This window comes from Vibrio thalassae (assembly GCF_900089835.1).
GTDB classification, from domain to species: Bacteria; Pseudomonadota; Gammaproteobacteria; order Enterobacterales; family Vibrionaceae; genus Vibrio; species Vibrio thalassae.
Genome location: NZ_OANU01000091.1, coordinates 1 through 24,635 on the forward strand (window position 1 = coordinate 1; position 24,635 = coordinate 24,635).

25 protein-coding genes are annotated in these 24,635 nt (G+C 44.2%); 17 read left to right on the forward strand and 8 right to left on the reverse strand.

Going from position 1 to position 24,635, the window contains the following annotated elements; all coding sequences use genetic code 11:
• Window positions 1–276: 276 nt before the first annotated feature.
• Window positions 277–954 (forward strand): CBS domain-containing protein, encoded by a 678-nt coding sequence (locus VTH8203_RS18325; RefSeq protein WP_244181255.1) that lies wholly within the window; start codon window positions 277–279, stop codon window positions 952–954.
• Window positions 955–1,046: 92 nt separating this feature from the next.
• Here the strand turns inward: VTH8203_RS18325 and VTH8203_RS18330 are convergent, their stop codons facing one another.
• From VTH8203_RS18330 to VTH8203_RS18340, 3 genes are read right to left on the reverse strand one after another with little or no spacing between them, the layout of a single operon-like run.
• Window positions 1,047–2,021, reverse strand: a complete 975-nt coding sequence (locus tag VTH8203_RS18330) for a TAXI family TRAP transporter solute-binding subunit (protein ID WP_096994928.1) — start codon at window positions 2,019–2,021, stop codon at window positions 1,047–1,049.
• A 47-nt stretch (window positions 2,022–2,068) separates the two neighbouring features.
• Window positions 2,069–2,911 carry a beta-keto acid cleavage family enzyme gene (locus tag VTH8203_RS18335; protein ID WP_096994929.1) on the reverse strand — a complete coding sequence of 281 codons (843 nt, stop codon included), beginning with the start codon at window positions 2,909–2,911 and terminating at the stop codon, window positions 2,069–2,071.
• Window positions 2,904–4,244, reverse strand: a complete 1,341-nt coding sequence (locus VTH8203_RS18340) for an aspartate aminotransferase family protein (protein WP_096994930.1) — start codon at window positions 4,242–4,244, stop codon at window positions 2,904–2,906. Before VTH8203_RS18340 ends, VTH8203_RS18335 begins: the two co-directional genes overlap by 8 nt.
• Window positions 4,245–4,721: 477 nt before the next feature.
• Between VTH8203_RS18340 and VTH8203_RS18345 the strand changes: the two genes are divergently transcribed.
• Window positions 4,722–4,973, forward strand: coding sequence for a TIGR03643 family protein (locus tag VTH8203_RS18345; RefSeq protein ID WP_096994931.1), 252 nt, complete (start codon window positions 4,722–4,724; stop codon window positions 4,971–4,973).
• A gap of 202 nt (window positions 4,974–5,175) precedes the next feature.
• Window positions 5,176–5,469 (forward strand): Fis family transcriptional regulator, encoded by a 294-nt coding sequence (locus VTH8203_RS25155; RefSeq protein WP_096994932.1) that lies wholly within the window; start codon window positions 5,176–5,178, stop codon window positions 5,467–5,469.
• 173 nt (window positions 5,470–5,642) lie between these two features.
• Here VTH8203_RS25155 and VTH8203_RS18355 read toward each other — a convergent pair whose 3' ends face one another.
• Entirely contained in the window at window positions 5,643–6,098 is a 456-nt protein-coding gene (locus VTH8203_RS18355) for an Lrp/AsnC family transcriptional regulator (protein WP_096994933.1), read from the reverse strand.
• Between the two features lie 132 nt (window positions 6,099–6,230).
• Between VTH8203_RS18355 and VTH8203_RS18360 the strand changes: the two genes are divergently transcribed.
• From VTH8203_RS18360 to VTH8203_RS18385, 6 genes are all read left to right on the forward strand, one after another.
• A complete protein-coding gene (locus VTH8203_RS18360) occupies window positions 6,231–8,042 on the forward strand; it encodes a PLP-dependent transferase (RefSeq protein WP_096994934.1) in 1,812 nt (603 codons plus the stop codon).
• 315 nt (window positions 8,043–8,357) lie between these two features.
• Complete coding sequence (locus tag VTH8203_RS18365) at window positions 8,358–9,023, forward strand: helix-turn-helix transcriptional regulator (RefSeq protein WP_096994935.1); 666 nt, start codon at window positions 8,358–8,360, stop codon at window positions 9,021–9,023.
• Between the two features lie 22 nt (window positions 9,024–9,045).
• Window positions 9,046–9,429: a RidA family protein gene (locus tag VTH8203_RS18370; protein WP_096994936.1), complete on the forward strand. Its 384-nt coding sequence runs from the start codon at window positions 9,046–9,048 to the stop codon at window positions 9,427–9,429.
• A gap of 25 nt (window positions 9,430–9,454) precedes the next feature.
• Window positions 9,455–10,867: a cation:dicarboxylate symporter family transporter gene (locus tag VTH8203_RS18375; RefSeq protein ID WP_096994937.1), complete on the forward strand. Its 1,413-nt coding sequence runs from the start codon at window positions 9,455–9,457 to the stop codon at window positions 10,865–10,867.
• 66 nt (window positions 10,868–10,933) lie between these two features.
• Complete coding sequence (locus tag VTH8203_RS18380) at window positions 10,934–12,256, forward strand: CoA-disulfide reductase (protein WP_096994938.1); 1,323 nt, start codon at window positions 10,934–10,936, stop codon at window positions 12,254–12,256.
• Window positions 12,257–12,686: 430 nt separating this feature from the next.
• Complete coding sequence (locus tag VTH8203_RS18385; protein ID WP_096994939.1) at window positions 12,687–13,289, forward strand: 2OG-Fe(II) oxygenase; 603 nt, start codon at window positions 12,687–12,689, stop codon at window positions 13,287–13,289.
• Between the two features lie 239 nt (window positions 13,290–13,528).
• Here VTH8203_RS18385 and VTH8203_RS18390 read toward each other — a convergent pair whose 3' ends face one another.
• The gene (locus VTH8203_RS18390; RefSeq protein ID WP_096994940.1) at window positions 13,529–14,638 is read right to left on the reverse strand and encodes a Gfo/Idh/MocA family protein; all 1,110 of its coding nucleotides are present in this window, start codon (window positions 14,636–14,638) and stop codon (window positions 13,529–13,531) included.
• A gap of 116 nt (window positions 14,639–14,754) precedes the next feature.
• Window positions 14,755–15,474, reverse strand: coding sequence for a GntR family transcriptional regulator (locus tag VTH8203_RS18395; protein WP_244181256.1), 720 nt, complete (start codon window positions 15,472–15,474; stop codon window positions 14,755–14,757).
• 219 nt (window positions 15,475–15,693) lie between these two features.
• On the opposite strand from VTH8203_RS18395, the gene VTH8203_RS18400 reads away from it, so the two are divergent.
• The 6 genes from VTH8203_RS18400 to VTH8203_RS18425 all read left to right on the forward strand — a co-directional run bounded on the left by VTH8203_RS18400 (window position 15,694) and on the right by VTH8203_RS18425 (window position 21,255).
• Window positions 15,694–16,851, forward strand: a complete 1,158-nt coding sequence (locus tag VTH8203_RS18400) for an LLM class flavin-dependent oxidoreductase (RefSeq protein ID WP_096994941.1) — start codon at window positions 15,694–15,696, stop codon at window positions 16,849–16,851.
• Entirely contained in the window at window positions 16,851–17,753 is a 903-nt protein-coding gene (locus tag VTH8203_RS18405) for an aldo/keto reductase (RefSeq protein WP_096994942.1), read from the forward strand. Before VTH8203_RS18400 ends, VTH8203_RS18405 begins: the two co-directional genes overlap by 1 nt.
• Window positions 17,750–18,229, forward strand: a complete 480-nt coding sequence (locus VTH8203_RS18410) for a flavin reductase family protein (protein WP_096994943.1) — start codon at window positions 17,750–17,752, stop codon at window positions 18,227–18,229. The genes VTH8203_RS18405 and VTH8203_RS18410 overlap by 4 nt, the downstream gene beginning before the upstream one ends.
• 10 nt (window positions 18,230–18,239) lie before the next feature.
• A complete protein-coding gene (locus VTH8203_RS18415; RefSeq protein ID WP_096994944.1) occupies window positions 18,240–18,764 on the forward strand; it encodes a TRAP transporter small permease in 525 nt (174 codons plus the stop codon).
• Window positions 18,765–18,770: 6 nt separating this feature from the next.
• Window positions 18,771–20,057 carry a TRAP transporter large permease gene (locus VTH8203_RS18420; protein WP_096994945.1) on the forward strand — a complete coding sequence of 429 codons (1,287 nt, stop codon included), beginning with the start codon at window positions 18,771–18,773 and terminating at the stop codon, window positions 20,055–20,057.
• Window positions 20,058–20,220: 163 nt separating this feature from the next.
• Window positions 20,221–21,255, forward strand: a complete 1,035-nt coding sequence (locus tag VTH8203_RS18425; RefSeq protein WP_370739255.1) for a TRAP transporter substrate-binding protein — start codon at window positions 20,221–20,223, stop codon at window positions 21,253–21,255.
• Between the two features lie 320 nt (window positions 21,256–21,575).
• Here the strand turns inward: VTH8203_RS18425 and VTH8203_RS18430 are convergent, their stop codons facing one another.
• Window positions 21,576–22,457 carry a LysR family transcriptional regulator gene (locus VTH8203_RS18430; protein ID WP_096994947.1) on the reverse strand — a complete coding sequence of 294 codons (882 nt, stop codon included), beginning with the start codon at window positions 22,455–22,457 and terminating at the stop codon, window positions 21,576–21,578.
• Between the two features lie 111 nt (window positions 22,458–22,568).
• Between VTH8203_RS18430 and VTH8203_RS18435 the strand changes: the two genes are divergently transcribed.
• Together VTH8203_RS18435 and VTH8203_RS18440 are read left to right on the forward strand one after the other, a co-directional pair.
• Window positions 22,569–23,960, forward strand: coding sequence for an MATE family efflux transporter (locus tag VTH8203_RS18435; RefSeq protein WP_096994948.1), 1,392 nt, complete (start codon window positions 22,569–22,571; stop codon window positions 23,958–23,960).
• Between the two features lie 30 nt (window positions 23,961–23,990).
• The gene (locus VTH8203_RS18440; protein ID WP_096994949.1) at window positions 23,991–24,215 is read left to right on the forward strand and encodes a hypothetical protein; all 225 of its coding nucleotides are present in this window, start codon (window positions 23,991–23,993) and stop codon (window positions 24,213–24,215) included.
• A gap of 62 nt (window positions 24,216–24,277) precedes the next feature.
• On the opposite strand, the gene VTH8203_RS18445 is transcribed toward VTH8203_RS18440, so the two are convergent.
• Window positions 24,278–24,631, reverse strand: coding sequence for a bactofilin family protein (locus VTH8203_RS18445; protein WP_244181257.1), 354 nt, complete (start codon window positions 24,629–24,631; stop codon window positions 24,278–24,280).
• Window positions 24,632–24,635 lie beyond the last annotated feature (4 nt).

Below are 24,635 nucleotides of genomic sequence, written 5' to 3' on the forward strand. Positions count from 1 at the left end.
TCATCTCATTAACGCTCAAATTACCTCATCTAACATCGATCAGGATCAGTGGTGAGATGAGAAAGCGATTTAACATCTCGATTAGTCACTCAACAGTAAGGAGCATCTGGCTTGAAGAAAAGCTGAATACAAGAGAGTTACGGCAAGCTCGTGCCGAGGCATCAATTATCGAATAAGAGCAGAACTGTCAAGGTTGACTACTATTAATAATACTATGACAGAGTCCTTCGGTAATTAGACCGTCAACCTCCCTCGGTAATCACAGCAGTCACACTAATGACTGCAGTCACACTAATGACTGAATTTAAAACCATGCTTCCCATCTTAAAAGAGCGCGGGATTTCTATTATTGGCATGACTGGCAATACCTCATCTCACCTAGCTCAAAATAGTGACTGCGTCGTTAACATCGCCATAGATAGTGAAGCTTGCCCATTAGGCCTCGCGCCAACATCAAGTGCAGTCAACACCTTGATCATGGGCGATGCGTTAGCCATTACCGCGATGAAAATTCGTAAATTCGATAGTATTGATTTTGCACAGTCTCATCCTGCGGGGGCGCTGGGAGCGAAACTTCTAACTACAGTAGGCAATGTGATTTCAGAATTTGAACATCGAGCTATTTGCCAACCTGAACAGAGCTTAGCAGAGGCGATAAGTGTATTGTGTGAGAGTGGCAAAGGATTGATTGCCATCTGCCGCCAAGCCACTCTTATCGGCGTCTTTACAGACGGTGATTTAAGACGAGCACTGGCTAATGGTGCGGTTCTATCCGATTGTGTTGAGCAATATATGACCACCCACGGTAAGCAGACTCATATAAGCGTCAAAGCCTACGATGCCTTGAACCTCATGCTTGATCATGCGATTTCAGCACTACCCGTTGTCAATGACCACGACGATTGTATTGGCGTCATCAGCATCTCCGATATTCATCGTCGCGGCATCAAATAACGCAGCGGTGACAACCAAATGGTTCAAACAACAATAAAAAGCCCAGCGTGATATTGCTGGGCTTCAAAAGGTGTTGTGACCAGCTAAGTGATTTAGTCCATTAGACCGACTTCTTTGTAGTATTTCACAGCCCCCGGATGAAGAGGCGCAGACAGACCATCTTTGATCATTTCTTCTTTTTTCAGATTGGCGAAAGCAGGGTGAAGGCGTTTAAAGTCATCAAAATTTTCAAAGACTGACTTAACGATGGCATAGGCGACATCATCGGGTACGTCAGTAGACGTAACAAATGTTGCGCCGACGCCAAACGTCTCGACGTCGTCCGGATTCCCGTTGTACATACCACCCGGAACCGTCGCTTTACGGTAGAAGCTATTATCTTCAACCAATTTATCAACAACAGGTCCGGTTACCGACACAATGCGACTATCACAAGACGTCGTCGCTTCCTTTATCGCTCCACTGGGATGCCCAACGGTGTATATCATCGCGTCAATCTTATTATCACACAGTGCCTTAGACTGCTCTGATGCTTTAAGCTCAGAAGTCAGCTTAAATACGCCATCATCCCACTCATATTTGTCCATTAATACTTCCATCGTACCCCGCTGACCAGAACCCGGGTTACCTATATTGACTCTCTTACCTTTAAGATCTTCGAAACTCTTGATACCAGAGTCGGCACGCGCTACGACAGTAAACGGTTCGGGGTGAACCGAAAATAATGCTCTAAGATCTTTATAAGGACCAGCGTCTGCAAACTTACTGGTGCCGTTGTACGCATGATACTGCCAATCCGACTGTGCGATACCCAAATCAAGTTCACCCGCTCTAATGGTATTGATGTTGTAAATAGAACCACCGGTACTTTCTACCGAACAACGCACACCAAATTCAGCTCGGTTCTTGTTTACTAGGCGACAAATAGCACCACCAGTTGGATAATAAACCCCAGTTACTCCACCAGTACCGATAGTCACAAATCGATCTTCTGCCTGCGCAAGCGTCGCGCCTCCCATCGTGAGACACGCGGCAGTCACCGTTAGCATGGTTCTAAGTTTGTTCATAGTTGTTCCTTCCTGTTGTAGAGTTGAAAAACCAGTAAACTCCGTGATTACTGGTAATTGGCAAGACTGTTTCTAAATTTTTGTGCACTCATTAGTTCAATATTGAGTGTCGCTGACGTCTGACAGAGTTGGCTCACTAAAGCAGCATTGCTTTTAGCAATAGCGCCTTGATTGTCAAAATGATTATTTTCAAATCCAACTCGAACATCTGCCCCCATAAGCATAGCAGTGGTCAAACAATTGTGTTCAAATTGGCCAAACGCACACACCGCCCAACGGTGACGCAGTTCAAATAATCGACAATTAAGGAATGGAGTAAGGTCGTGAGGGGTGGCAATTTGCCCTTTTGTATATCGTCCTAGAACCAACAATAAGTGATGACCATAATCAGGCAGGACATGTTGATCCACGAGTCTGAAATAGCGATCCAGCTCCGCTGGACTGTAAATAATGTACTGAGAGATGATGCCTTGCTGGGCCACCCAATGAAAAAAATCCGCCGATTCACTCAGACTTTCATCATTAGGAATGAGTTCACACAGCGCAAATGACGCGGCTTCTGGTTTAACCGCTCGGATTAATTGCCTTTGATGCTTGGGCTGATATAGACCTACCGCTTCTGTCGTCAATTGCACAATAATGCTGTCTCCAACCGCCTCTTTAAGCTGGTTATATAATGGCAAGTTGTCTGCAATGTCTAACGAGTGTCGTCCTTTTGCATTGCGCGCATGTAGATGCACCATTGCCGCGCCTGCGTCTCGACAAGCCATTACCTCTAGAATGCTCTCTTGACGTGTAACAGGTAGAGCAGGGTGGTCTTGTTGCGTTTTTCTGGCGCCATTGGGAGCGACGATAATGGCCGCTTGATGCGGCATTTTAAGGTTACTCATAGGTGGCCCATTTTTGTTGAGCAACGACTAAGGTCTTTTTTAGTTTACCCACCAGTTCATCCATTTCTATCTCGCTGATGATAAATGGAGGCGCAAGCAAAATATGGTGACCATGGACACCATCGATGGTTCCTGCCATTGGGTAACACATTAAACCATTCTCCATCGCCAACGACTTAATCCATTTGTGCGCTTGAGTTTGGATAGCAAGTGGAGCTTTTGAACGTTTGTTGGAAACCAATTCAATACCAATAAACAATCCCCTACCGCGAATATCGCCAACCATATCAAGACTCTGCAACTCGTCAGACAGCTTTTGTTTTAGTCTGCACCCTTTCGCAACTACCTGCGTAAGCAAGTCATCTTCTATGATGGTTTCTACTGTCGCCAGAGCCGCCGCACACGCCATTGGATGCCCCATGAAAGTGTGACCATGTTGGAAAAAGCCCGTGCCATTAGCCATCTCTTGATAAATTTTTTCATGGACAAGCACGGCTCCAATCGGTTGATAACCAGCGCCTAAACCTTTCGCCATCGTCACCATATCAGGCGTAACTTGGTCTTGTTCAAAGGCGAAGAACGTTCCCGTTCGCCCCACCCCACACATCACTTCATCCAAAATCAACAATACATCGTATTGATCACAAATCTCTCTTACTCGCTGCAAATAACCTTGAGTCGCAGGTACGGCTCCTGCGGTGGCTCCGACAACGGGCTCGGCAACAAACGCCATCACATTTTCCGCACCAAGTTCGAGTATTTTTGCTTCAAGTTCATTAGCCATGCGCTGACTATATTGACCTTCGGTTTCCGACACCAATTGATCGCGATAGGCGTAACACGGTGCAATATGATGAGCAGTGGAAAGTAAGGGCCTAAAGGCTTCACGCCGCCACTCATTGCCGCCTACAGCAAGCGCGCCTAATGTATTTCCATGGTAACTTTGTCGACGTGCGATAAATTCCGTTTTGGACACCATGCCACGCTCAACATAATACTGGCGCGCCATCTTAAGCGCGGCTTCCACCGCTTCTGAGCCACCGCTAACAAAATACACATGCTGCAAAGAGTGTGGGGCTAACGACACGATTCGCTCTGCTAACTTTTCACTGCTTTCACTGGTGAAGAACCCTGTATGAGCATAGGCAATCGTCTCTAATTGAGCTTGAATTGCCGCCTTTATTCGCGGATGGTTATGACCGAGGTTAGAGACTGCCGCCCCTCCGCAGCCATCTAAATAATATCGACCTTCTGAATCGACCAAATACACGCCTTCACCAAAGCTCACTGTTGGCAAAGTCTCCGAACAATGTCGGTGAAATACGCTACCCATGCTCTCGTCCTCAAATAATCGCCCGTTGTTTATTGGTTAATTTTTGGCCTGACTGCGCATTTTTACAAATCAATAATCCTCACACGTCGTCAGAGAAAGGCTCTGAGTATCCACAAGATTATGCCAATCGTTTCATTAAACCTGAGTGCGAGATCGTTCTCATAGTGCGCTAATTGTTTGTGACTCATAAAAAAACCTGTCTATCCTTAAAAGCCTTATCACTGCATTTTTGGTACAAGGACTAGTACTTATGCATACAGACAATCAGGAAAAACCTGTGTTACTTATGGTCGATGACATAGCTGATAATATTCATGCCATCGCAGGATCTTTGAATGAACCTATGATTAGCGTTATAGTTGGTCGCGTGTAACGCCGGAATAAATCCATCCAATAAGCTTTAGGTATATGACAGCCTTTTGAACTAAGGCACAGATTTGAACGTAGAAATTTCGTTCTAAAAATAGGTAATTCGAAATGAAACTGAGCTTGGAATCTGAATCAAGAATAATCGAAATGGCATGGGAAGATCGCACTCCCTTTGAAGCGATAGAATTTCAATTTGGTTTGAGTGAATCTGAAGTTATTCAGCTTATGCGTAGGCGGCTTAAATCAAGTAGCTTCAAATTATGGCGTGAGCGAGTTTCAGGTCGCAACACAAAGCACAAGTATCTACGAAATTCAGACGTCACTAGAGGTTATTGTCCAACTCAGTATAAGCAACGATAGTTGACTCGACACAAACAAGGATCAAGCATTGCTCAGCCAATGTTAAACCCCAACTGTTGAACAAGTCTCAACCTAGATATCAGGTTGGTGCATGTATAACCAAATAGCCAACTCTTTTGTGTGTGACAATTTATTTTCTAATATTGGATCGCTTAATCTGTCGTTATCGTTACTCATCCCCTACAAATAGGACATTTTGTTGATGCGAAAATCCGATAAGAAAATCGATAAACTGATTAGAGAAGTGTTAACCAAAGTTTGTGAGGATACCCTTAAAGGGTACGATGGTTTTATTTGGGTAACCCATAGGGTTGAATTCTCATCTTTCCCGCAGAGTTTAAAAATTACCTGCGTATTCGAAACCAAACTAAATAGAACAAACTTTTTAATGGGAGACGGCCAACAGCATGTCATAACAACGCTCCTAAATGAATTTAATCGCGTTGGGGTTCATTTAAAGAACGTAAGTAAGCAAATCACTTACGAAACGCGTTGACCTTTTCGTGATTCGAGCCATTCCTAAAAATTACTGTCATCCCTGAAAAGGGGCGAATTCAATGCCTTGCGAAGCTGATTTTCGAGTTTTATTCTAATATTTTCAATCACCTAAACTAGGCAGGAGATCCTCTCTTTTGTGAGGATGACGGCTACTTAAAAAACAACGATGGTTTATCTCACCGGTAACTTCGTCTTCACTTTGACTTGCCCGAAGGCGAAGCTTGATTCGATCGAGGCAATATTTGGCAAGCGCGTGAGTTGCTTGCGTATAAACTGCTCGTAGCTTTTCAGTGACTCGCTGACCACATGTAATAGGTAATCGTGGTTACCCGTCATCAAAAAACATTCCAACACTTCATCAATCATTTCAATGTGATGCTCGAAATCTTGCATGTTCTCTTCGGTCGGCTTTTCAAGTTTCACCAATACAAACACATTAATCGGTAACCCGCAGGCTTCTTGATCAACACTGGCATGATAACCTCGAATTACCCCTTGTTTCTCCAATGACCGAACGCGGCGCAAGCAAGGAGACGGAGACAACGCCACTCGATCAGCCAACTCTTGATTAGTTAAACGCGCATTGCTTTGTAACTCAGCCAGTATTCTTTTGTCGATCTCATCCATTGGCATATTCCATTAATTATTAATAATTTCACGCAATTTTATTGCTCAGTGAAGCTAACTTACTTCTCAAATCGCAATCTTTAACATTTTTATAACACTAAAATTACAGGAGGTACAATAAAGGATGGAATTATGAATACCTCAACTCAACTTAGCCCGCTGCGTAAAACAACCAAACACGAACAAGCAGAAGCTCTTGCCATTGAGCAAGCGAAACACTTTGGCATCGACCCAAACAGTGAATACGGCACCACGCTGATAGAGCTGGCGACAACACTCTACAAAGCCAACACGAAAACGCATGACCTCTGGGCATTGACCGTTGATGGACTTTCAGAGCTCGATAAAAGTGACCGAATTGCTTGGTTCAACGCTAAACGTTTTTTGTCATTTCAGATTGCGAAGATCCTCGACAATTTGCAAAACCCCATGCGCACAACCTACCAATCCATCGCGACCAACAATGGCAACTTTGCCTCTAAGGGTGCTTACCCTATCTTTGATAATGTTGCCGCTATCTTCTCAGCCAGTCCTGTGATTACGCGCACCGCAACCTATTTGTTTGCATGTACGGAGTGGATAGAAGACGCCTTTAACGGTAAAGAGCCGTTACACGATATTTACTCTCGACTCCTCAACCCAACATCGATTTCACTGGCTAACCACATGGTTGACCTTGAGGCAGGTTCAAGAGCCAACGAATACCTTGCATGGAACTTTAACTCAGGCATGGCGGCAATTGACGGATTACTGAGTCATTTACTTGGACACGAAGACATTGTCCTAGCCTCACGCAATATCTACGGCGGCTCCTATCAACTGTTAGAAGATTGGTTTGGTAAGCCTTCTAACCTAAACATCGCGGTCGAATGGGTAGATGGCTACTCCGGCAGCGAGTTTGCAGCTCGCCTTGACGAAGTCGCCGAGAAATATGCTGACCGCTTAGCCGCTGGTAAGAAAATCTATGTCTATCTAGAGTCGCCATGTAACCCGCATGGATACGTTCTAGATGTAGCCAATATTAGTAAAGCGGCACATCTTCGTGGTTGGGACATTATCGTGGATTCAACCGTTGGTACACCACTCCTGCACCCAGTACTGAAACGCGATGACGTGATGGAACGACCTGATTTCGTTATTCACTCCTACACCAAAGAACTAGCGGGTTCAGGTACCACAACTGCTGGGGTCGTCATCGGTCGTAACGAAACCATGTTTGTACCAAAAGGAGAAGAGGTCACCTTTAGCAAGCCCAACGGCGACGAAGTCACCATTCCATGGAACGAGACGCTCTTTTGGAATGTGTACTACATTAAAGGCGCATTCTTAGATGCAGATAAAGCATTTGAAGTACTCAATGGCATGAAAACCTACGAGATGCGTGTGGTGCAAAAAACCATCAACACCCTCACTCTCGCAAAAATCTTTGATGCTCACCCTGACATCAATGTGTCCTGCCCTGCTCTACCTGACAGTGATAACTACCAGCACTGTAAGAACAACATGTACTTAGGCTTACCTGCAGCGTTGTTCACTATCGACATGGAAGGCAACGGCCATCGTGCCCCCATCAATCGTGATGGATTCAAACAGTTCTTCGATATGCTCGAACCGGCAATTGGCATGCAAGTAAGTCTTGGACAAACCAACACGGTTGCTCTGTGCCCAGCCCTAACGACCCACTCTGAGCTTAGTGACGACGCGCTAAATGAAGCCGGTATCAAACCAACCACAATGCGAATCTCCGTTGGTTTGGAAGACCCTCGCATGTTCATTGCACACATTATCGAGGCAGCCAAACTGTCCATTGATCGTAAACATATCGACTTCTCGTCTAGCTTCCCATGTGACGATAGTATCGACGATATCTACATGCAAACTTACTTGGATGTCCACCAGCGGTTTGCTAAGAGTTTGCCGAGGTTTTCTCAACTGAGTCAGTAAATAATAAGCATCCTACTCACTCTGTTCTGAGTAGGATGCTTGTCTAGCTTCACTAAAATTGAGCCTAGTCAATAAACCTGCATTTAGTATTCATTGAATTTAAAATAGTAAACTTTGATATAGTTTAAGATTTTAAAACCAAACATCTCACCGATCGTGATCCTGTTCGTATTTTAGGCGAATTTGTTGTTAAATATCGGTTAAAAAAACACTTATCCACCTCATCTTTAGGTTTACATTAGTTTACTTCACAGTTGCTCAACTATCCTAAAAGGAGTAGATTTAAGTCATAAAGTTAAAAAATGTAAACCGAGTATGAACGTTAAACAAGTGCCTTTTAGCGCAGAAGATAGAGCGGCATTAGCCAATTATTTCAGAGTTGCTGACACCATCGCAGACCTAATCGGTCCACATTGTGAAGTCGTCATCCACTCTTTTGAGAGCTTAGAAAATGCTGTCGTTAAAATCGTCAATGGTCATCATACAGGTCGAAAAATTGGCTCACCGATTACCGATTTAGGTTTACGAATGTGGCGTGCTTTTGAAGAAACCGGAGAAGTTTCTCCTAAAAGTTACTTCACCAATGCCGCCGATGGTTCGTTATTAAAATCAACGACGTGCGTTTTAGCAGGTCCAAATAATAAGGCCATTGGGATGCTTTGCATCAACATGAATTTATCGTTCCCTTTCCCAGAGATCATCAAAACCTTGATGCCTCAGTGCTCAAACTCACAGACATTAGTCCACGAGAACTTTAGTAACAATGCCAATGACGTCATCGCCCAAGCGCTGACTGCGGCCATCGCTGAAGTTGACCAAAACAGTGCGATTACCACAAAAGGTAGAAATAAAGCGATTACGCGCTGTTTGTTTGACAACGGCATCTTTGAATTAAAGGAAACGACGACACAAGTATCTGAGCAACTTGGAATCAGTCGACAGGCGGTTTACAAGTTCATCCGAGAATTTAAATCTGAATAAAATTAATAATCAGGAGTTTACAGTGAAACAAATTATCGCCACAGAAAAAGCGCCAGCAGCAATCGGTCCTTACTCTCAAGGTACCATTTACGGCGACGTAGTGTATACCTCTGGACAATTACCTCTTGTCCCAGAAACGATGCAATTTGTAGAAGGTGGAATCAAAGAACAAGCTAAGCAGTCTCTAGAAAACCTTAAAGCGGTTTTAGAAGAGAGCGGCGCAGGACTGGACACCGTGATTAAGACCACGTGTTTCCTCTCAGATATGGAAAACTTCTCAGCTTTCAACGAAGTCTATACCGAAGTATTTGGGACGGAAAACGCACCAGCTCGTTCGTGTGTTGAAGCAGCAAGATTACCAAAAGATGCCTTGGTTGAAATCGAAGCCATTGCTCACAAGAAATAACCATGGGGAACAATAGGAGTATCTCATGAGTCTTACATTTATAGCGTTATGCGTCTTGTTTTTAGGATTTTACGCCGTCCTAGCAAACTTTAAAAAGCAAAAGAAGACCTTTAACTTCCGAGTACTGAGTGCGTTGGTCGCCGGTCTGTTGTTTGGTGGTGCCATCCAGTTGGTCTTAGGGTTTGGTAACGAAACAACGACAGGTTTTGCGGAATTCATTTCTATTTTCGGCAAAGGCTACATCAAGCTTCTACAAATGATTGTTATCCCACTCGTCTTCGTCGCGATGATCTCATCAATCATGAATGTGGATGGCAGTGGCGCCCTCTCTAAAATTGCTCCGAAAATTATCGGTATTCTCATTTTCACGGTAGCAATTTCTGCAGTCGTTGGTATCGCAAGCATCTATATCTTCGGAATCGATGCGAATGCACTAGTCAGCACCATAGGCACAAACAGCGCGATAGAAGCACGTGGTAACAACCTAATTGCGACTCAAGATGCCATGGCAAGCAGCGGTCTTTCAGGCCTAGTATTGTCTATCATTCCTGCAAACATCTTTGACATGCTAACGGGCTCGCAAAGAACATCAACGCTATCGACTGTTCTGTTTGGTATGTTCCTAGGCTATAGCATTCTACAAGTTAAAAAGCGTAAGCCTGAGAAAGTACAGAGCTTTGTTGATTTCATCAATGCGGCAAAAGAAGTGGTACTATCCATGGTTCGTGAAATCTTGAAGCTAACGCCATACGGTGTATTTGCGCTGATGACCACGTTCATGATGACTAACGACCTGTTCGCTCTTGCTGAAATGGGCCGCTTCCTAATCGCAAGCTACGTGGCTATTGCGGTCATGTTTGTCATCCACTTCGTTATGGTGTCAATGTTCGGTCTATCGCCAGCGAAATTCGCGAAGAAGTCATGGCCTGTTCTTGTGTTTGGTTTCGGTTCGCGTTCGAGTATGGCTGCTATCCCTCTAAACGTAGAGACGCAAACACAGCGCCTAGGTGTTGACGAAGAAACTGCAAACATGTCAGCGACATTTGGTACCAGTATTGGCCAAAACGGTTGTGCAGGTATCTACCCAGCTATGCTGGCGATTATGGCAGCGCAAGTCATGGGTATGCCTGTTGACTTAAGCTTCCTCATCCAACTTGTCGCGGTCATTGCCATTGCCTCTTTCGGTATCGCAGGTGTTGGTGGCGGTGCAACCTTTGCAGCGGTTGCTGTACTGACTATCATGGGCTTAGACATCACTGTTGTTGCTATCTTGGTATCGATTGAAGCGCTAATCGACATGGCACGTACGGCACTGAACATCTCTGGTTCAATGTTGTCTGGTGTCGTCACTGCGAAGAAAAATGGCACACTTGACTTAGAACAATACAACGCTGAAGGCACAGCAACGCCAACAAAAGAAAGCGAAGCGATTGTTTAACGTCTTATAGTAATAATACGAGCACCCTACAGGGTGCTCTTTTCAGTCTTATTTTAGGTAATAGTTATGAAAGTTGTAGTGGTTGGCGGTAACGCTGCTGGAATGAGTTTTGCGGCAAAATATAAGCGAAATCAACCAAGTGACGATGTCATTGTGATAGAAAAACGTGATTACATCTCATTTGGTGGCTGTGGCCTTCCGTATTTTGCAGGGGGCTTTTTTGACGACACTGAACGCATGATTTCAAGAACGCCAGAACAAGCAATCGCATCTGGACTCGACGTTCGTCTCAATAGTGAAGTGATCTCATTAAGTACGACTGAAAAACAGATCAGCGTTCGTCAAAATGGCACAGATGCGCTGATGGGCTACGACAAGCTTATCATCTGCTCAGGTGCTCGCCCAATCGTGCCACCATTTGGAGAATACAATCCAGAAAATGTCTACACGCTGACGAGTCAAGAAGATGGTCTGGCGGTAAAAGAAGCGTTTAAAGACAACTCTAAGCAACGAGTTTGTATTATTGGTGCTGGGTTCATTGGTTTAGAAGTGTTCGACGCGGCGCATATGCTAGGCAAAGAAGTGACTATCGTTGAGCGTGAAAATACCATCATGAGCCGTCAGTTTAGCCCTGAAATGATTGAGGTTGTAGAAACAGCCGTGCGCGAATCTGGCGCAATCTTAAAGACAGGTTGCAGCGTAAGCGCTATTCGCGATACACAAGATGGCAGCTATATCGTCGCAACTGACAACGGTGATATTGAAGCAGACATTGTCATTCTTTCTCTTGGTTTCAAACCAAATACCGAAGCGTTCAATCTACCAAAAGCGGCGAATGGCGCACTATTAGTTGACGAGTTTGGAAGCACAAACGATGAGCACATTTATGCAGTTGGTGACTGCGCTGTTGCTCACCATATGGCACTAGGTCAGTCTGTCTATGTTCCTCTCGCGACTACCGCTAACAAACAGGCTCGTATGATGGCCGACCATTTAGCAGGTAAGGACACTTACTTAAACGGCTTCTTAGGTTCATCTTGCTTGAAAGTTCTCGATTACGAACTGGCGTGTACTGGCGTTTCCGAGATGATGGCCAAAGAGCACGGGTTGGAAATTAAGACATCAACCATCCAAGATAAAAACCAGACCGACTATTACCCTGGACAAGAAGACATCAAAATTAAACTGGTGTACGAGCCGACAAGCAACATTCTACTTGGTGGCGAGATCATTGGTAAGAAAGGGGCTGTTGGACGCATCAATGCACTGGCTGTCGCCATCACTGCTAAAATGACGACACAACAATTAGGATATTTGGATTTCTGCTACGCACCTCCATTCGCAAGAACATGGGACGCCCTTAACGTAGCAGGCAACGTTGCCAAGTAACCAATAAGAAAAAGCGAGGGTCTCCTCGCTTTTTTCATTATTGTCGCGCGAACATGAATTCGTCTAGAAACACGATTGTTCCAGTTCTCATCGCTAGCACTGCACTCGCGGTATGCTATCCATGCACATACATAGAAAGTCGATGTGCTCTCGCTCGATAGACTAGGAAAACCGACTTTGACAGGTCAGACCCACCTGGTACCAATAGCACAACCATCCAGCATTGAAGTTGTCGCTAGCAATACGGTATCAGCCTACTTTTGGATGTGGTTAACTTCTCTAAAGACACCCACTTCCTCGCCAATGCTAATGACGTTGAGTCCACAGAAAAACAAACCAATCGTCACGACAAAAATCAAGATTTGAACCTAAAGAAGTAATTCCCTATAAAGCGCCTCCTGTTTCAAATAACACTAGGGTGGCACTTGTCATGCAAAAGCTTATCGATTCTTTACACTCTCAAGGCTATTACATTTGGGATGACTTTCTATCTCCTGAACAAGTAGATGCGCTTAAAGATTGCCTGCCTGAAAACTGGAAAAAAGCCTGCATCGGTCGTAATGACGACGTGATGCGCGAAAGTGCCATTCGCAGCGACAAAATCTGTTGGCTCTCTAGCGATCTTGGGGAACCAGTACAACAGTTTCTGAGTAAAATGGAAGTGATTCGCCAAGCTGCGAATCAAAACTTTTTCTTGGGCTTATTTGAATACGAGGCACACTTTGCCAAGTATGAAAAAGGTGACTTCTACCAAAAGCACTTAGATTGTTTTCGTGGTAATGAGAATCGCCGTTTAACGACAGTGTTCTACATGAACGATGAATGGACAGAGCAAGATGGCGGTGATTTAGTCGTCTACGACTTAGATGACAATGAGCTAACACGAATCAAACCAAAATCAGGTCGCTTGTTTGTGTTCTTCTCCGAGCAGTTCCCTCACGAAGTGCTGCCAACCCAACGCGAGCGTTTTAGTATCGCAGGCTGGTTTAGAATCAATGGCGTGAAAGATAACGTATTAGACATTGCCCGCTAAATGTCACTGTCAACTAAGTAGTCGATGAACAGGAACGCTGCTATCTACAAGCAACGTTCTCTCATCAGTTTTTGACTCGTTGTTTGAATCTGGCTATATGCCACATGGCAACTTTTTTTGATTAATTTCTGAACACTAACCATTTAGCGAACGCTACCTCTTTCTTACTTGCCGCAGCCATTGAGCCATCAACCTAAACTTATCTATCGACTTGAAGCTAACTTTCTAATTCAGGTTGACTAAAGAAAACTGAATCCATCTTGACAAAGCTCCACCACCTCACCTCGAGCAATCGATTGCTGCGCTGCTAATCCGAGAACGACGGCTTTTAGACCATCATCAACAGTGACCTCAACTGACTGTTTACCCATTACTGCTCGGAGAAATTTTTCATGTTGATAAAAAGTCGACCCGTTGTGGTCTCCAGCTTCCAATAAAGAGGAATCCACCGGTACGTCAATTTCAGTTGGTCCCTTTGGTATCCGAGGACTGATAATCACTTTGGGTACCGGGGAGGCTCCAAGCTCAGCTGTTGGCCAAAAGCGTGTCGGACCAGGAATCAAACACTCAAGTTTCCCTTTGTCCCCAACCACGCTGATTTCTTCTTGATAACGAGCCCCCTCAGCAAACATACACAACTCTAACAGAGCTCGCGTTCCATCATCAAAATCGACTATCACCAGAGCGTTATCTAAAATGTCAGACCTTTGACCTTGATAAACCTCATCTAAATGGTTCACAGCTTGGCTACCTGAAGCAAATACACGTACCGGATTTTTGTTGCTTAGAAAGCGCATCAAATCAAAGAAATGACAGCACTTCTCCACCAATGTTCCACCAGTCTTATCGTTGAAACGATTCCAATTACCCACCTTGGTTAAAAACGGGAATCGGTGCTCCTTGATAGAAATGATACATGGCTTACCTATAGCATTCTCATTTAGCTTTTGCACCAGTGTTTGTACTGGCGGCATGTATCGGTACTCCATTGCCACCCAGACAGGGGCAGGATGAGATTGAATTGCTAGCCTGAGACGATGGACATGGTCTAAATTGGTACAAATAGGCTTTTCAACCAAAATGGGTATGGATGTCGACTCCATAAGATAAAGTAACTGGTCAGCATGCTGAAAGTTTGGCGTAGCAATAACTAACGCATCCAATTTTGAACTCGCTAACATTGCCTCTAAACTCACGAAGGTCTCCGCCGTTGGTGCTAATCGTTTGGCAGCCTGCAACATCATTTCATCTGGATCGGCTAATGCTACTATCTCTGCGCCCTCTAAGAGCTGAATATTACGAATATGCTCTTGCGCCATCATGCCGCACCCTAATAATCCGTATTGCATCGTTTATTACCTTTTCTATATTGAAAATTAATATTTCTCGTACACATAGCAGATGAGATAAAGAATAAGTGACTAACTCCCTTTCTATTATTTTGAAGCTAGTGTAATAGTTCTAGCTAAGACCAACGTGCCGCATATCTAGCCGCCTTCGGATCAAACCAAGTAAGTGATACCTCTTCAACTACGTTATGATTGGACCACCCCAAACGTTCTACCATTCCACAGCACGCGCCCTCTGCTAGGGGAAATGCATCTACCGTCCAATCTGGAACATACCCTAGTGTTATGAAGTCTTGAATACGAGAAATCCAGAAACCAAACTCTTCTCGGTAATGGAAGTAAAGTGATTCATGTAACTCATTAGCAGTTATGTGTTCTCGATGCTCTGAAGAGATCCATATCTCTTCGATAGCGACTGGACGTTGATTTAATTTTCTCAACCGGCGAAAACGCCACAACGGAGTATCAAGTTTTGTCAAATTTAGCTTTTCCGCTATATTCGGAGACGATAATTTGGATACCGACAATACATCGGCCGATGGTATACCACCTCCATCCAATAATTCGAGACGAAAAAATTGGTAAATGGTATCTCCCGAGCTCGCTACTTTTACGTAAGTCCCAGAGCCCTGTCTTCTCTCAACCAGTCCCTCGTTCTCCAACTGAGTCAAAGCTTTTCTCAACGTTCCAACCGCAACGCCAAGCTTCCTCGCTAACTCAACCTCAGTAGGTAGCCGCTCACCGGGCAGCCAATGTCCTGCAACAATTTCTCGGTTCAGCAATTCACTAATTTGGATAAATAAGGGTAGCCTTTTCGGCTTTATGTGGTTTGTCAAATTCACATCCTGATATATAAACCTAAATATTACATATAGTTAGTTAAAATTCAATCGCTATTGATACAACAATCATTTACTTTTGATAATTGTATCACTATTATAAATATTTACAAATGATTCACTATTCATTCACATACAAAATCTTTATCCCCGAGGATTCGTGTCGCCAATTTGGGCGGTATTAGAAGATAGAAAATTATCAATTGGAGTAGAACAATGAGTGTTGTGCCAGTTAAAAGCCAAGATTTAGATGCGTTAGAGGTTTCTTGGTTTGCACCAATCTGCAGTGATGACTATCAATTTTTGGGCGTTCCCGACGGCACGCTCCGAAGTAACTGGGAGCACACCAGTGACATCTTGTTGAATGCAGACAAGCATGGATTCCGTAATATTCTTTGTCCATCGTCTTACCAGGTAGGACAAGATACGCTAACGTTCGCCTCTGCTGTCGCACCTTTGACTAAAAATATTAACCTACTAGCAGCAATAAGGTGCGGTGAGCTCCACCCTGCGATGCTTGCCAGGACCGTTGCGACTCTGGATCATATTTTGAAAGGACGTTTAACCCTAAACATCATCTCATCGGATTTTCCGGGTCAATCAGAGGACAGTAAATACCGTTACCAACGGTCCAAAGAAGTCGTAGAGATTCTGCGCCAAGCTTGGACTCAAGATGAAATAAACTACGACGGTCAGATATATCAGCTCAAAGGGTTATCGACAGATCCTGTGCGTCCTTATCAGCAAAATGGAGGTCCGCTGCTTTATTTCGGAGGATACTCTCCTGATGCTATCGAACTGTGCGCATCAGAATGTGACGTTTACCTAATGTGGCCAGAAACTGAGGACAACATTGCGTTAAGAATGAGAAATGTCGCTGAAGTAGCGGAACGCCATAATCGAGTGCTTGATTACGGATTGCGTGTGCACATGATTGTAAGAGATACAGAGCAAGAGGCAAAAGAATACGCCGAGTATATCGTGTCTAAATTAGACGATGGTATAGGTCAGACTATCAAAAACCGCGCGCTAGATTCAACGAGCCTTGGCGTTTCGTTGCAAAGCGACCAGCGCAATAACTCAGACCAATTTGGATATACAGAGCCTAATCTATGGACTGGTGTTGGCCGCGCTCGTTCAGGCTGTGGTGCGGCACTTGTTGGCAGTGTGGATCAGGTCCTTAGCAAAATAGAGCGCTACCAAAAAATGGGTATCAGATCGTTTATTTTCTCTGGGTACCCACACAAGGATGAGTGCGACATCGTAGGCACTAAAATTATTCCTGAGTTAAAAACGTGTTCACTACCTCATGAATATGGTCGTGTTCCGAATTCAGTACCAGCTACGCCGCTTGGAGTAGGAGAGCGAAAGTAATGGAACAGATACATTTACACCCTGATTTGGCGCCCTTTAGCCGACTAATATACGGAGCATGGCGTTTAGCCGATGACCAAGATACATCGACGAAACATGTCCGTGCGAAAATTGATGCATGTCTGGAACAGGGAATCACCACCTTTGACCATGCTGACATCTACGGAGATTACGAATGTGAGAGCGTTTTTGGCCAGCAACTCGCAAAAACACCGACGTTGCGTCAAGACATTCAGATTGTAACCAAATGCGACATCATGCTTTTGTCCGATAAGTATCCAGTTCGCCGCGTTAAATACTACGACACATCTTACCAGCACATCATGCATTCCGTTGAACGCTCACTCAAAAATTTGAACACGGATTACATCGATTTACTGTTAATTCACCGCCCGGACCCATTTATGGACCACCTAGAGACAGGTCGAGTACTCGATACCTTGGTATCACAGGGCAAGGTTAACGCTGTCGGTGTATCAAATTTCAATCGCTCAGATTGGGACCTATTACAATCAGGGATGTCTTCGAAACTAACAACGAACCAACTAGAACTTAACTTACTTCAAAGAGAAAGTTTTACCAATGGTACATTAGCTCATAGCCAAATGGTTGGTGCGCCTCCGATGGCGTGGTCACCTTTAGCAGGTGGTGCTCTTTTTAGTGACAGTCCTGCCGCTACACGATTGTTGCCTCTATTGCAGAGTATCGCGTCAAAACACGACGTAGATATTGGAGCCGTAGCGATCGCTTGGTTACTAGCACATCCAGCAAAAATTCTACCTGTTCTAGGGACTAATAACCTTGAACGAATCAAACGGATTTCAGACGCATTCAAAGTGGAAATTGACCGAGAAACTTGGTTTGAGTTATGGACAGCTGCAGCAGGAGAAGAAGTTGCATGAGTAAAGACTACAAAAACGCGTTATCTTGTTTTGCTACTGGAGTGGCCGTAATTACAACTCGACACAACAATGTTGATTATGGATTGACATGCTCGTCATTTAACTCTGTTTCTATTAACCCAGCTTTGGTGCTTTGGAGTCTAAACCACGGGTCGAGCACCAAAGCACCAATAGTTGAGTCTAATGGTTACACAGTAAGCATCCTTGCTGCTGACCAAGCTGACCTTGCAATGAAATTCTGTTTAGGGGATCACGAGCAGAGATTCGAAGGTGTGCCTGTGGTGAGGGCACCTAGTGGCCGAGCCATCATCGAAGGTGCAATCGCATGGTTTGATTGTGAATTGCATGAATCTATCCCTGCAGGCGATCACGACATTATGCTCGGCCACGTACAAAAATACGCTTCAAAAACAGGGGAAGGCTTAGTTTTTGAGCGCAGTCGTTTCGGCGTCGTTCAGCACTTAGTGACAAGTTAAGAGGACGACAATGGCTACATTAAATCAAATTGTAGGTGGATTAACGTCACTAAATGATTTCATCGCCAGGATTGGCAAGTCCATCGCTTGGGTTTTGGTGACTCTCATGGTCGCAACTATCTTACTCCAAGTTGTATGCAGATATGTGTTTAATTCTGCACTGCCTTGGCCAGAAGAAGTTGCGAGAGCAATGATGATTTGGATGATGGCTCTTGTCGCCTCTGGTGCTTATCGAAAAGGCATGTTCGTGTCTATTACGATGGTACCTGAAGCCTTGCCTCAAACGCTACAACGTGTGCTTCGATTAGTTTTGTTAGCACTAGCGTTTGTCGTTCTAGTGCAGCTTTTTTCATTATCCGTAGAGTTCTTTGAGCGTGGATTTCGTACCCGAGCCGCCTCATTTAATATGAAGCGGGCATGGATCTATCTTGCCATGCCCGTCTGTTTTGGCACTCTGTTACTGGCAAATTTAGAGCTATTATTGATTACGATCACCAATCGCTCCTCAGAACTCTCATTATCAAAGGAGTCTTAGACCGATATGTTGACTTTATTTCTTCCCATTTTTTTAGTTCTCATTTTGGTTGGATTGCCTGTCTTTTTTGCCATGTTAGCAGCGCCAGGCATCATGCTTTTCTCCGAAGGCATGGTGAGGGACTTTCCACTACTTTTCCGCAACATATATAATGGTATTGACTCCTTTCCTCTGATGGCTATCCCGTTCTTTATATTAGCCGGAGAAGTTATGAATCGAGGTGGCATCACGCTGAGCTTAGTCAACTTTTCACAATCACTGATAGGGCACGTTAGAGGCGGGCTGGCCCATGTCAATATTATGTCTAGTATGTTATTTGCTGGGTTATCAGGTTCAGCCGTTGCAGATACATCAGCCATCGGTTCAATGCTCATTCCTGCGATGGAAAAGAATGGCTACTCCCGTAAATTCGCTGCCGCTATTACCGCAGCATCTTCCGTGATTGGTCCAATTATCCCACCTTCTGGCATCATGATAATTTACGCCTACACAATGGAAATATCTGTTGCTGCACTTTTTGCCGCAGGCATAGTTCCCGGAATTCTCATAGGCGTGGGACTGATGCTGGTGACAGCATGGATGGCGAATCGCTACGACTTTCCGGTCGCTAGCGCAAAGTCTACGTGGAAAGAACGCGGGGAAGCAACAAAGTCGGCATTCCTCCCATTGCTTACTCCGGTAATAATCTTAGGTGGTATCTTAGGGGGTATTTTCACTCCAACTGAAGCATCCGCTATTGCTGTAGGGTACGCTTTAGTACTCGCTCTTTTTGTCCTCAAAACTGTACGATTTCGAGACATACCAGACATATTTTCCACCAGCGCCCGCTCTGCAGCTATGGTGTTGTTGCTCGTTGGTGCGGCATTGGCCTTCAAAACGGTCGTATCACTGTCAAACGTTGCAGAAGACCTTGCTCAATGGACATTGAGCATCAGTGACAATCCGCTCATTTTATTATTTATGATTAATATATTGTTGTTCATTGTGGGCATGTTTCTCGATGCGGGCCCTGCCATCATCATCCTAGGCCCGATACTTGGGCCCGTTTTCGCGGGGCTTGGTATTGATCCCGTCCATTTTGCGATCATTATGAGTATTAACTTAACCGTTGGTCTTGCTACACCACCCATGGGGCTTGTGCTGTTCGTCGCCTCAAGCGTTTCAGGTGAAAAAGTAGAGACCATCTCAAAAGCCATACTGCCGTTTCTAGCGGTTCAAGTATTGGTGATATTTCTAATTACTTTTTTCCCCTCTCTGTCTATGACCGTTCCTCGCCTATTGGGATTGGTCTGATGTAGCAATGTTGTATGAGAGAAGAAAATAACAGTACCGAGCTATCAACGCTCTAAACACAAGGCCTCTCTGCCCAATAAGGGTATAGAGCTTTTTTCTACAAGGACGAAAAGGTGAAACAATGAAAAAAATAATCAATTCTTCAATGGCAGCCATACTCAGTATGGCTGCTGTTGTTGGAACAAGCGCATTATCGACCGCCGCTCAAGCCGCTGAATTTAACCTCAGAGCAGTCGCAAATTCTAATGAAAATGACGAAGACTATGATGGTTTGGTTGTTTTCAAAGATTTTGTTGAGGCACATTCTAACGGGAAGATTAAGGTCGATCTTTTCATCGGTACTCAACTTTGCGGCAACGGAACCGAGTGTCTACAAGCTGTTGAAGACGGTTCAGTGGATATTTACATCTCCACTTCAGGTGGCGCAGCAAACATGTTCCCGTACATTCAAGTACTAGATTTACCGTATGTTCTTCAAAATGATCGCGAAGCGGAAGCTGTACTTCAAGGCGATTTCGTTCGTGAGCTACGTAAAGAAATTTTGAAGGATTCAGACAACAAAATCCGCTTGATGACTATAGGCAATACCGGGGGTTGGCGAAACTTTGCTAACACGGAACGACCAGTGAAAGAACCAAAGGATTTGAAAGGTCTCAAAATACGTACTGTCGTAGCTGATCTTCCACAAGAATTAGTGAGAGCGTTGGGTGCTAATCCGACACCAATCCCTTGGCCTGAACTATACACGTCTTTCCAAACAGGCGTGGTGGAAGGTTCAAAAAATGGCATTACCGACATAATGGGCATGAAGTTTCCAGAAGCAGGCCTAAAATACGTCACTTTGGATGGACACGCTTACATGTCAGCGCTTTGGTACATGAACAATCAAATCTTCATGAAAATGCCAGAAGATCTGCGCAAGGTAGTCGTGGATGGCTTTAATGCACTCCAACAAGCGACCTTTGCTTCACCAAAACGCAAATCAATCGATGCGTACTCAGCGTTTACGAAGTCAGGTGGTCAGTTATATGTGCCAACGCCTTCAGAAAAAGCTCAGTTCCAGCAAGCTGCAGAACCAGTCTACACTTGGTTCAAGAAAAGCGTGAAAGACGGCGATAAATGGTTTAATTTATTGAACTCCGAAGCTGATAAAGCCAAAGCAGAGATTGATAACGCGTACGCTTCCGACCTAAAGTAAGCCGACGTAATCTCGGACTTAACGCTGATGTCTGATTGAGGTTACCTCTTAGCAGACATCAGCGTTTGTCACTTTTGTAGGACTTTATGAAAGGATCTACAAAACTCCGATTATCGAAGCTTTTAGAAAGCGGGCGAACGCTACAGAGTCGCCCAGTTTAGGGTTTTATACCGATAGGTCTAGACGTAAAAATCGCAGCAAAAACACACTTGGTGAACTTGGTCGCCAACAAGCAGTCGAGGCGTCGAAATAGGCACTTCTCAGATGGTTTTCACTGCCCGTTGTGTTGGATCAATACCTTTATCAAAGTGTTATAAACGTTATTGGTTTAATTTTATATCAGAGCAGACGGATAGGATATCTTGAATCACACGGTGTCGTTCTTTGCCCACTTGATAAAACAAACTAAAAGGCACTTGCCAATCACAACTTAATAGCGGGGAATGTTTCTTAACAACTCGACTCTTGCCCCACTTAGTCGATATCCAATTGGGAAGAACTGCCCATCCATTTCGCTCAACGGCGGCTAACGTTTGCAGGTTTCCTCCTGTAACCCTAGAGTGAGAAGAAAAACGTTGAATTGCCCCCTCTGCCAACATCGTTCGTTCATTTACGTATTGAATTTCAAGCTGTATGTCTTCCAACGTAAAATCTTCCATAGGTTTGAGTGCACTTTGCTCACCAACATAGATCCCATAAGACACATAGCCAATCAGCATAAAATCCACCGTTTTTTCTGGGTACAGTAAACCAAGGGATGGCATTATCGCGAGATCAATTTCCCCAGAGACAATACCGTCCAATGCTAATTTTCTACTTCGTTCCAGCCAACTAACTCGCACCTCAGGATGGAAGTTAAGTGCATGCTGCTCGATTTTCTGAATAGCCTCAATAGGAAAATCTTCGTTATACGCGACGGTAAGCGTCGCCTTTTGTGGTGACTGTAACGTCTGTATATGAGCAAGAAGCTTATCATTTTGCCTCAATACTAAGCGAAACTGCTCAATCAGAGCTTCGGCTTCTTCGGTTGGTAAGGCCGCCCTTCCCTCAACATTAATCAATTTGAGATTAGTCGCGTCCTCCAACGCTTTGACCAGTTCACGAACCGTTGTCCTATCTTTGACTAATTGTCTTCCCGCCTGACTGTAGCTTTTACAATCGTATACCGCGACAAAAGCCGAAATTTGCTCAATAGTATGCATGTATCACCACCAAAATTTGAACGGATATCCCCTACATAAGTGATTTTTATAATATATGATATACGTTCATAATAGCAGCAACTTTTGAGTTAGTTTGTGAAGTAAAAAAACATGCATATCAATCAATCTACCGACGGAAATCGTTCTCCATTGAGCTATTTCGATCTTTCCATGCTCAAAAGTCTATGGACCACAGCAATACCCATTACCCTGCAAACCATTCTCTTTTCCGGCAAAGGTGTTATTGATGTGGTCATGTTGGGTCAACTGACTGAGTTTGATGTCGCTGCCGCTGGTGTCGCAACTAAGATTCTGTTTGTCGCTACCATTTTGCTTTCTGGTATCTCAACAGGCGGAGCCATGCTTGCAGCCCAATACTTTGGAGCAAAGGATAAAAAAGGATTGCTTCGTAGTATTACTTTAACCTGGGGCATGACCAGTATAATGGCGGTGATGTGTATCCTATTGTTTAGCTTGTGGGGGATCAATATCATCCACCTAGCCAGTAACGAGGATACTCTTTCTCACTTAGCCAATACCTATTTGTTATTTGCTGCCCCCAGCCTACTGTTTATGGCTTATCAAACCAGTATTGCTGCGGGTTTACGAGCCATACATCACGCCTCTACCGCCACTTTCTTTAGTGCTATCGGTATAGTATTGAACATTGCATTTAATTGGCTACTCATCTTTGGTTATGCTGGTCTGCCGGCGCTAGGTCTGAAAGGGGCCGCGTTAGGAACGACCTTAGCTGCCATGTGTGAGGCCGTTCTCATCTGGCTATTCTTAAAACACCAAAATAGTGTTTTAGTTCTTCATCTCAACGGGTTTATCAGCAATCTGACTTGGGATGATGTAAAACATTTCCTCTCTCTTAGTATTCCAACCACACTAAATTTTTTTCTCTGGGCTATCGGTGTATTTGCTTATACCGCGATAATGGGACAAACCGGCACTGAAGGCTTAGTTGTCCTTTCAATCATTTCACCGATTGAGGCATTTTCTCTTAGCCTATTGGTAGGTATCGCAAACGCATCTGCCGTCGTGGTCGGTAATAATTTGGGCGCCAAGGATTACGATCGTGCTTATTATCAAGCGATATTTTTCGCTGTTATTGCCACGTTAGCCACCATGATTGTCGCACTTACCCTCTATGCAAAAAAGGATGTCGTATTGGGCTTGTTTAGCGCACTCACTCCTGAATCCTACGCGCTGGCGGAACGCTTTTTCTTAGTTTTATGCATCGGTATTGTTTTACGTTCAGTGCCAACTGTGATGGTGGTGGGTGTGCTGAGGGCAGGCGGTGACGTTAAATTCTGTCTTTATCAAGACCTATTAACCCAATGGTGTTTTGGTTTACCTATTGCGGCGTTCTTCGCCATCTATCTACGGTTTCCTGCGGACATCGTGTTCGTTGCCTTTTTCTTTGAGACCATATTCAAATGGTTTGCTTGTCTATATCGTTTTAAAAGCCGAGCTTGGATGAATCATTTGGCCAAATAACTCACTTTTAGCTTCTACAAGGTTTTCAATATGAACTTACTTTCTTTATATGAAACTTATGGTGTCATCTTGGCGCTATTGGCGTTTATCGTGATTTACCTCTACGTCCACATGAAATACATTCGTCACCACGAATTACATAAACGCTTTCTAGCGGCTTTGTGGACTCTGATGAAAAACACTATTCACGGTGAACACATTAGAACTCTGGGGTACAAAGAAGAGAAAGAAAGAAAAAAAAGAACTAATCAATAAACGCAATATCACTCATCGAGATAAAGGCACAGCATCAACACTGTGCCTTTATACCATTCTGATTAAGCCGTTTTTTTGGCCTCTGCCTTAAGCTCAGGCTTTTTTGCTTCTTTAAGCATGTTATTTGTGCTTGAGGGCTCTTTGGATTTTAGGTTTACCACTTCGTGATCTGGAAACTCTGCCGTTTCACCAAAGAACTTACCGCCCGGCTCAATACTCAAATTGTTACTCCAGACTTTACCTTTAACCCGACCATTGGCGAGTATCTGAATATGCTCCGCATGACAATTACCTTCGACAATACCGTTAACAATTAAGTGATTAGCAAATATCTCACCTTTCACTCGCCCCGACTCTGCAACGACGAGTGAACCTTCAACATGAACTTGTCCATCAACAATTCCATCGACTTGCATATCA

Coding starts and splice junctions, on each gene's coding strand:
- VTH8203_RS18325 (WP_244181255.1), top strand. CDS start 277: ATGACTGCAGTCACACTAATGACTGAATTTAAAACCATGCTTCCCATC.
- VTH8203_RS18375 (WP_096994937.1), top strand. CDS start 9,455: ATGAGTCTTACATTTATAGCGTTATGCGTCTTGTTTTTAGGATTTTAC.
- VTH8203_RS18380 (WP_096994938.1), top strand. CDS start 10,934: ATGAAAGTTGTAGTGGTTGGCGGTAACGCTGCTGGAATGAGTTTTGCG.
- VTH8203_RS18360 (WP_096994934.1), top strand. CDS start 6,231: ATGAATACCTCAACTCAACTTAGCCCGCTGCGTAAAACAACCAAACAC.
- VTH8203_RS18390 (WP_096994940.1), bottom strand. CDS start 14,638: ATGCAATACGGATTATTAGGGTGCGGCATGATGGCGCAAGAGCATATT.
- VTH8203_RS18435 (WP_096994948.1), top strand. CDS start 22,569: ATGCATATCAATCAATCTACCGACGGAAATCGTTCTCCATTGAGCTAT.
- VTH8203_RS18365 (WP_096994935.1), top strand. CDS start 8,358: ATGAACGTTAAACAAGTGCCTTTTAGCGCAGAAGATAGAGCGGCATTA.
- VTH8203_RS18400 (WP_096994941.1), top strand. CDS start 15,694: ATGAGTGTTGTGCCAGTTAAAAGCCAAGATTTAGATGCGTTAGAGGTT.
- VTH8203_RS18345 (WP_096994931.1), top strand. CDS start 4,722: ATGAAACTGAGCTTGGAATCTGAATCAAGAATAATCGAAATGGCATGG.
- VTH8203_RS18330 (WP_096994928.1), bottom strand. CDS start 2,021: ATGAACAAACTTAGAACCATGCTAACGGTGACTGCCGCGTGTCTCACG.
- VTH8203_RS18415 (WP_096994944.1), top strand. CDS start 18,240: ATGGCTACATTAAATCAAATTGTAGGTGGATTAACGTCACTAAATGAT.
- VTH8203_RS18340 (WP_096994930.1), bottom strand. CDS start 4,244: ATGGGTAGCGTATTTCACCGACATTGTTCGGAGACTTTGCCAACAGTG.
- VTH8203_RS18405 (WP_096994942.1), top strand. CDS start 16,851: ATGGAACAGATACATTTACACCCTGATTTGGCGCCCTTTAGCCGACTA.
- VTH8203_RS18425 (WP_370739255.1), top strand. CDS start 20,221: ATGGCTGCTGTTGTTGGAACAAGCGCATTATCGACCGCCGCTCAAGCC.
- VTH8203_RS18335 (WP_096994929.1), bottom strand. CDS start 2,911: ATGAGTAACCTTAAAATGCCGCATCAAGCGGCCATTATCGTCGCTCCC.
- VTH8203_RS18420 (WP_096994945.1), top strand. CDS start 18,771: ATGTTGACTTTATTTCTTCCCATTTTTTTAGTTCTCATTTTGGTTGGA.
- VTH8203_RS18355 (WP_096994933.1), bottom strand. CDS start 6,098: ATGGATGAGATCGACAAAAGAATACTGGCTGAGTTACAAAGCAATGCG.
- VTH8203_RS18440 (WP_096994949.1), top strand. CDS start 23,991: ATGAACTTACTTTCTTTATATGAAACTTATGGTGTCATCTTGGCGCTA.
- VTH8203_RS18410 (WP_096994943.1), top strand. CDS start 17,750: ATGAGTAAAGACTACAAAAACGCGTTATCTTGTTTTGCTACTGGAGTG.
- VTH8203_RS25155 (WP_096994932.1), top strand. CDS start 5,176: ATGCGAAAATCCGATAAGAAAATCGATAAACTGATTAGAGAAGTGTTA.
- VTH8203_RS18385 (WP_096994939.1), top strand. CDS start 12,687: ATGCAAAAGCTTATCGATTCTTTACACTCTCAAGGCTATTACATTTGG.
- VTH8203_RS18430 (WP_096994947.1), bottom strand. CDS start 22,457: ATGCATACTATTGAGCAAATTTCGGCTTTTGTCGCGGTATACGATTGT.
- VTH8203_RS18445 (WP_244181257.1), bottom strand. CDS start 24,631: ATGCAAGTCGATGGAATTGTTGATGGACAAGTTCATGTTGAAGGTTCA.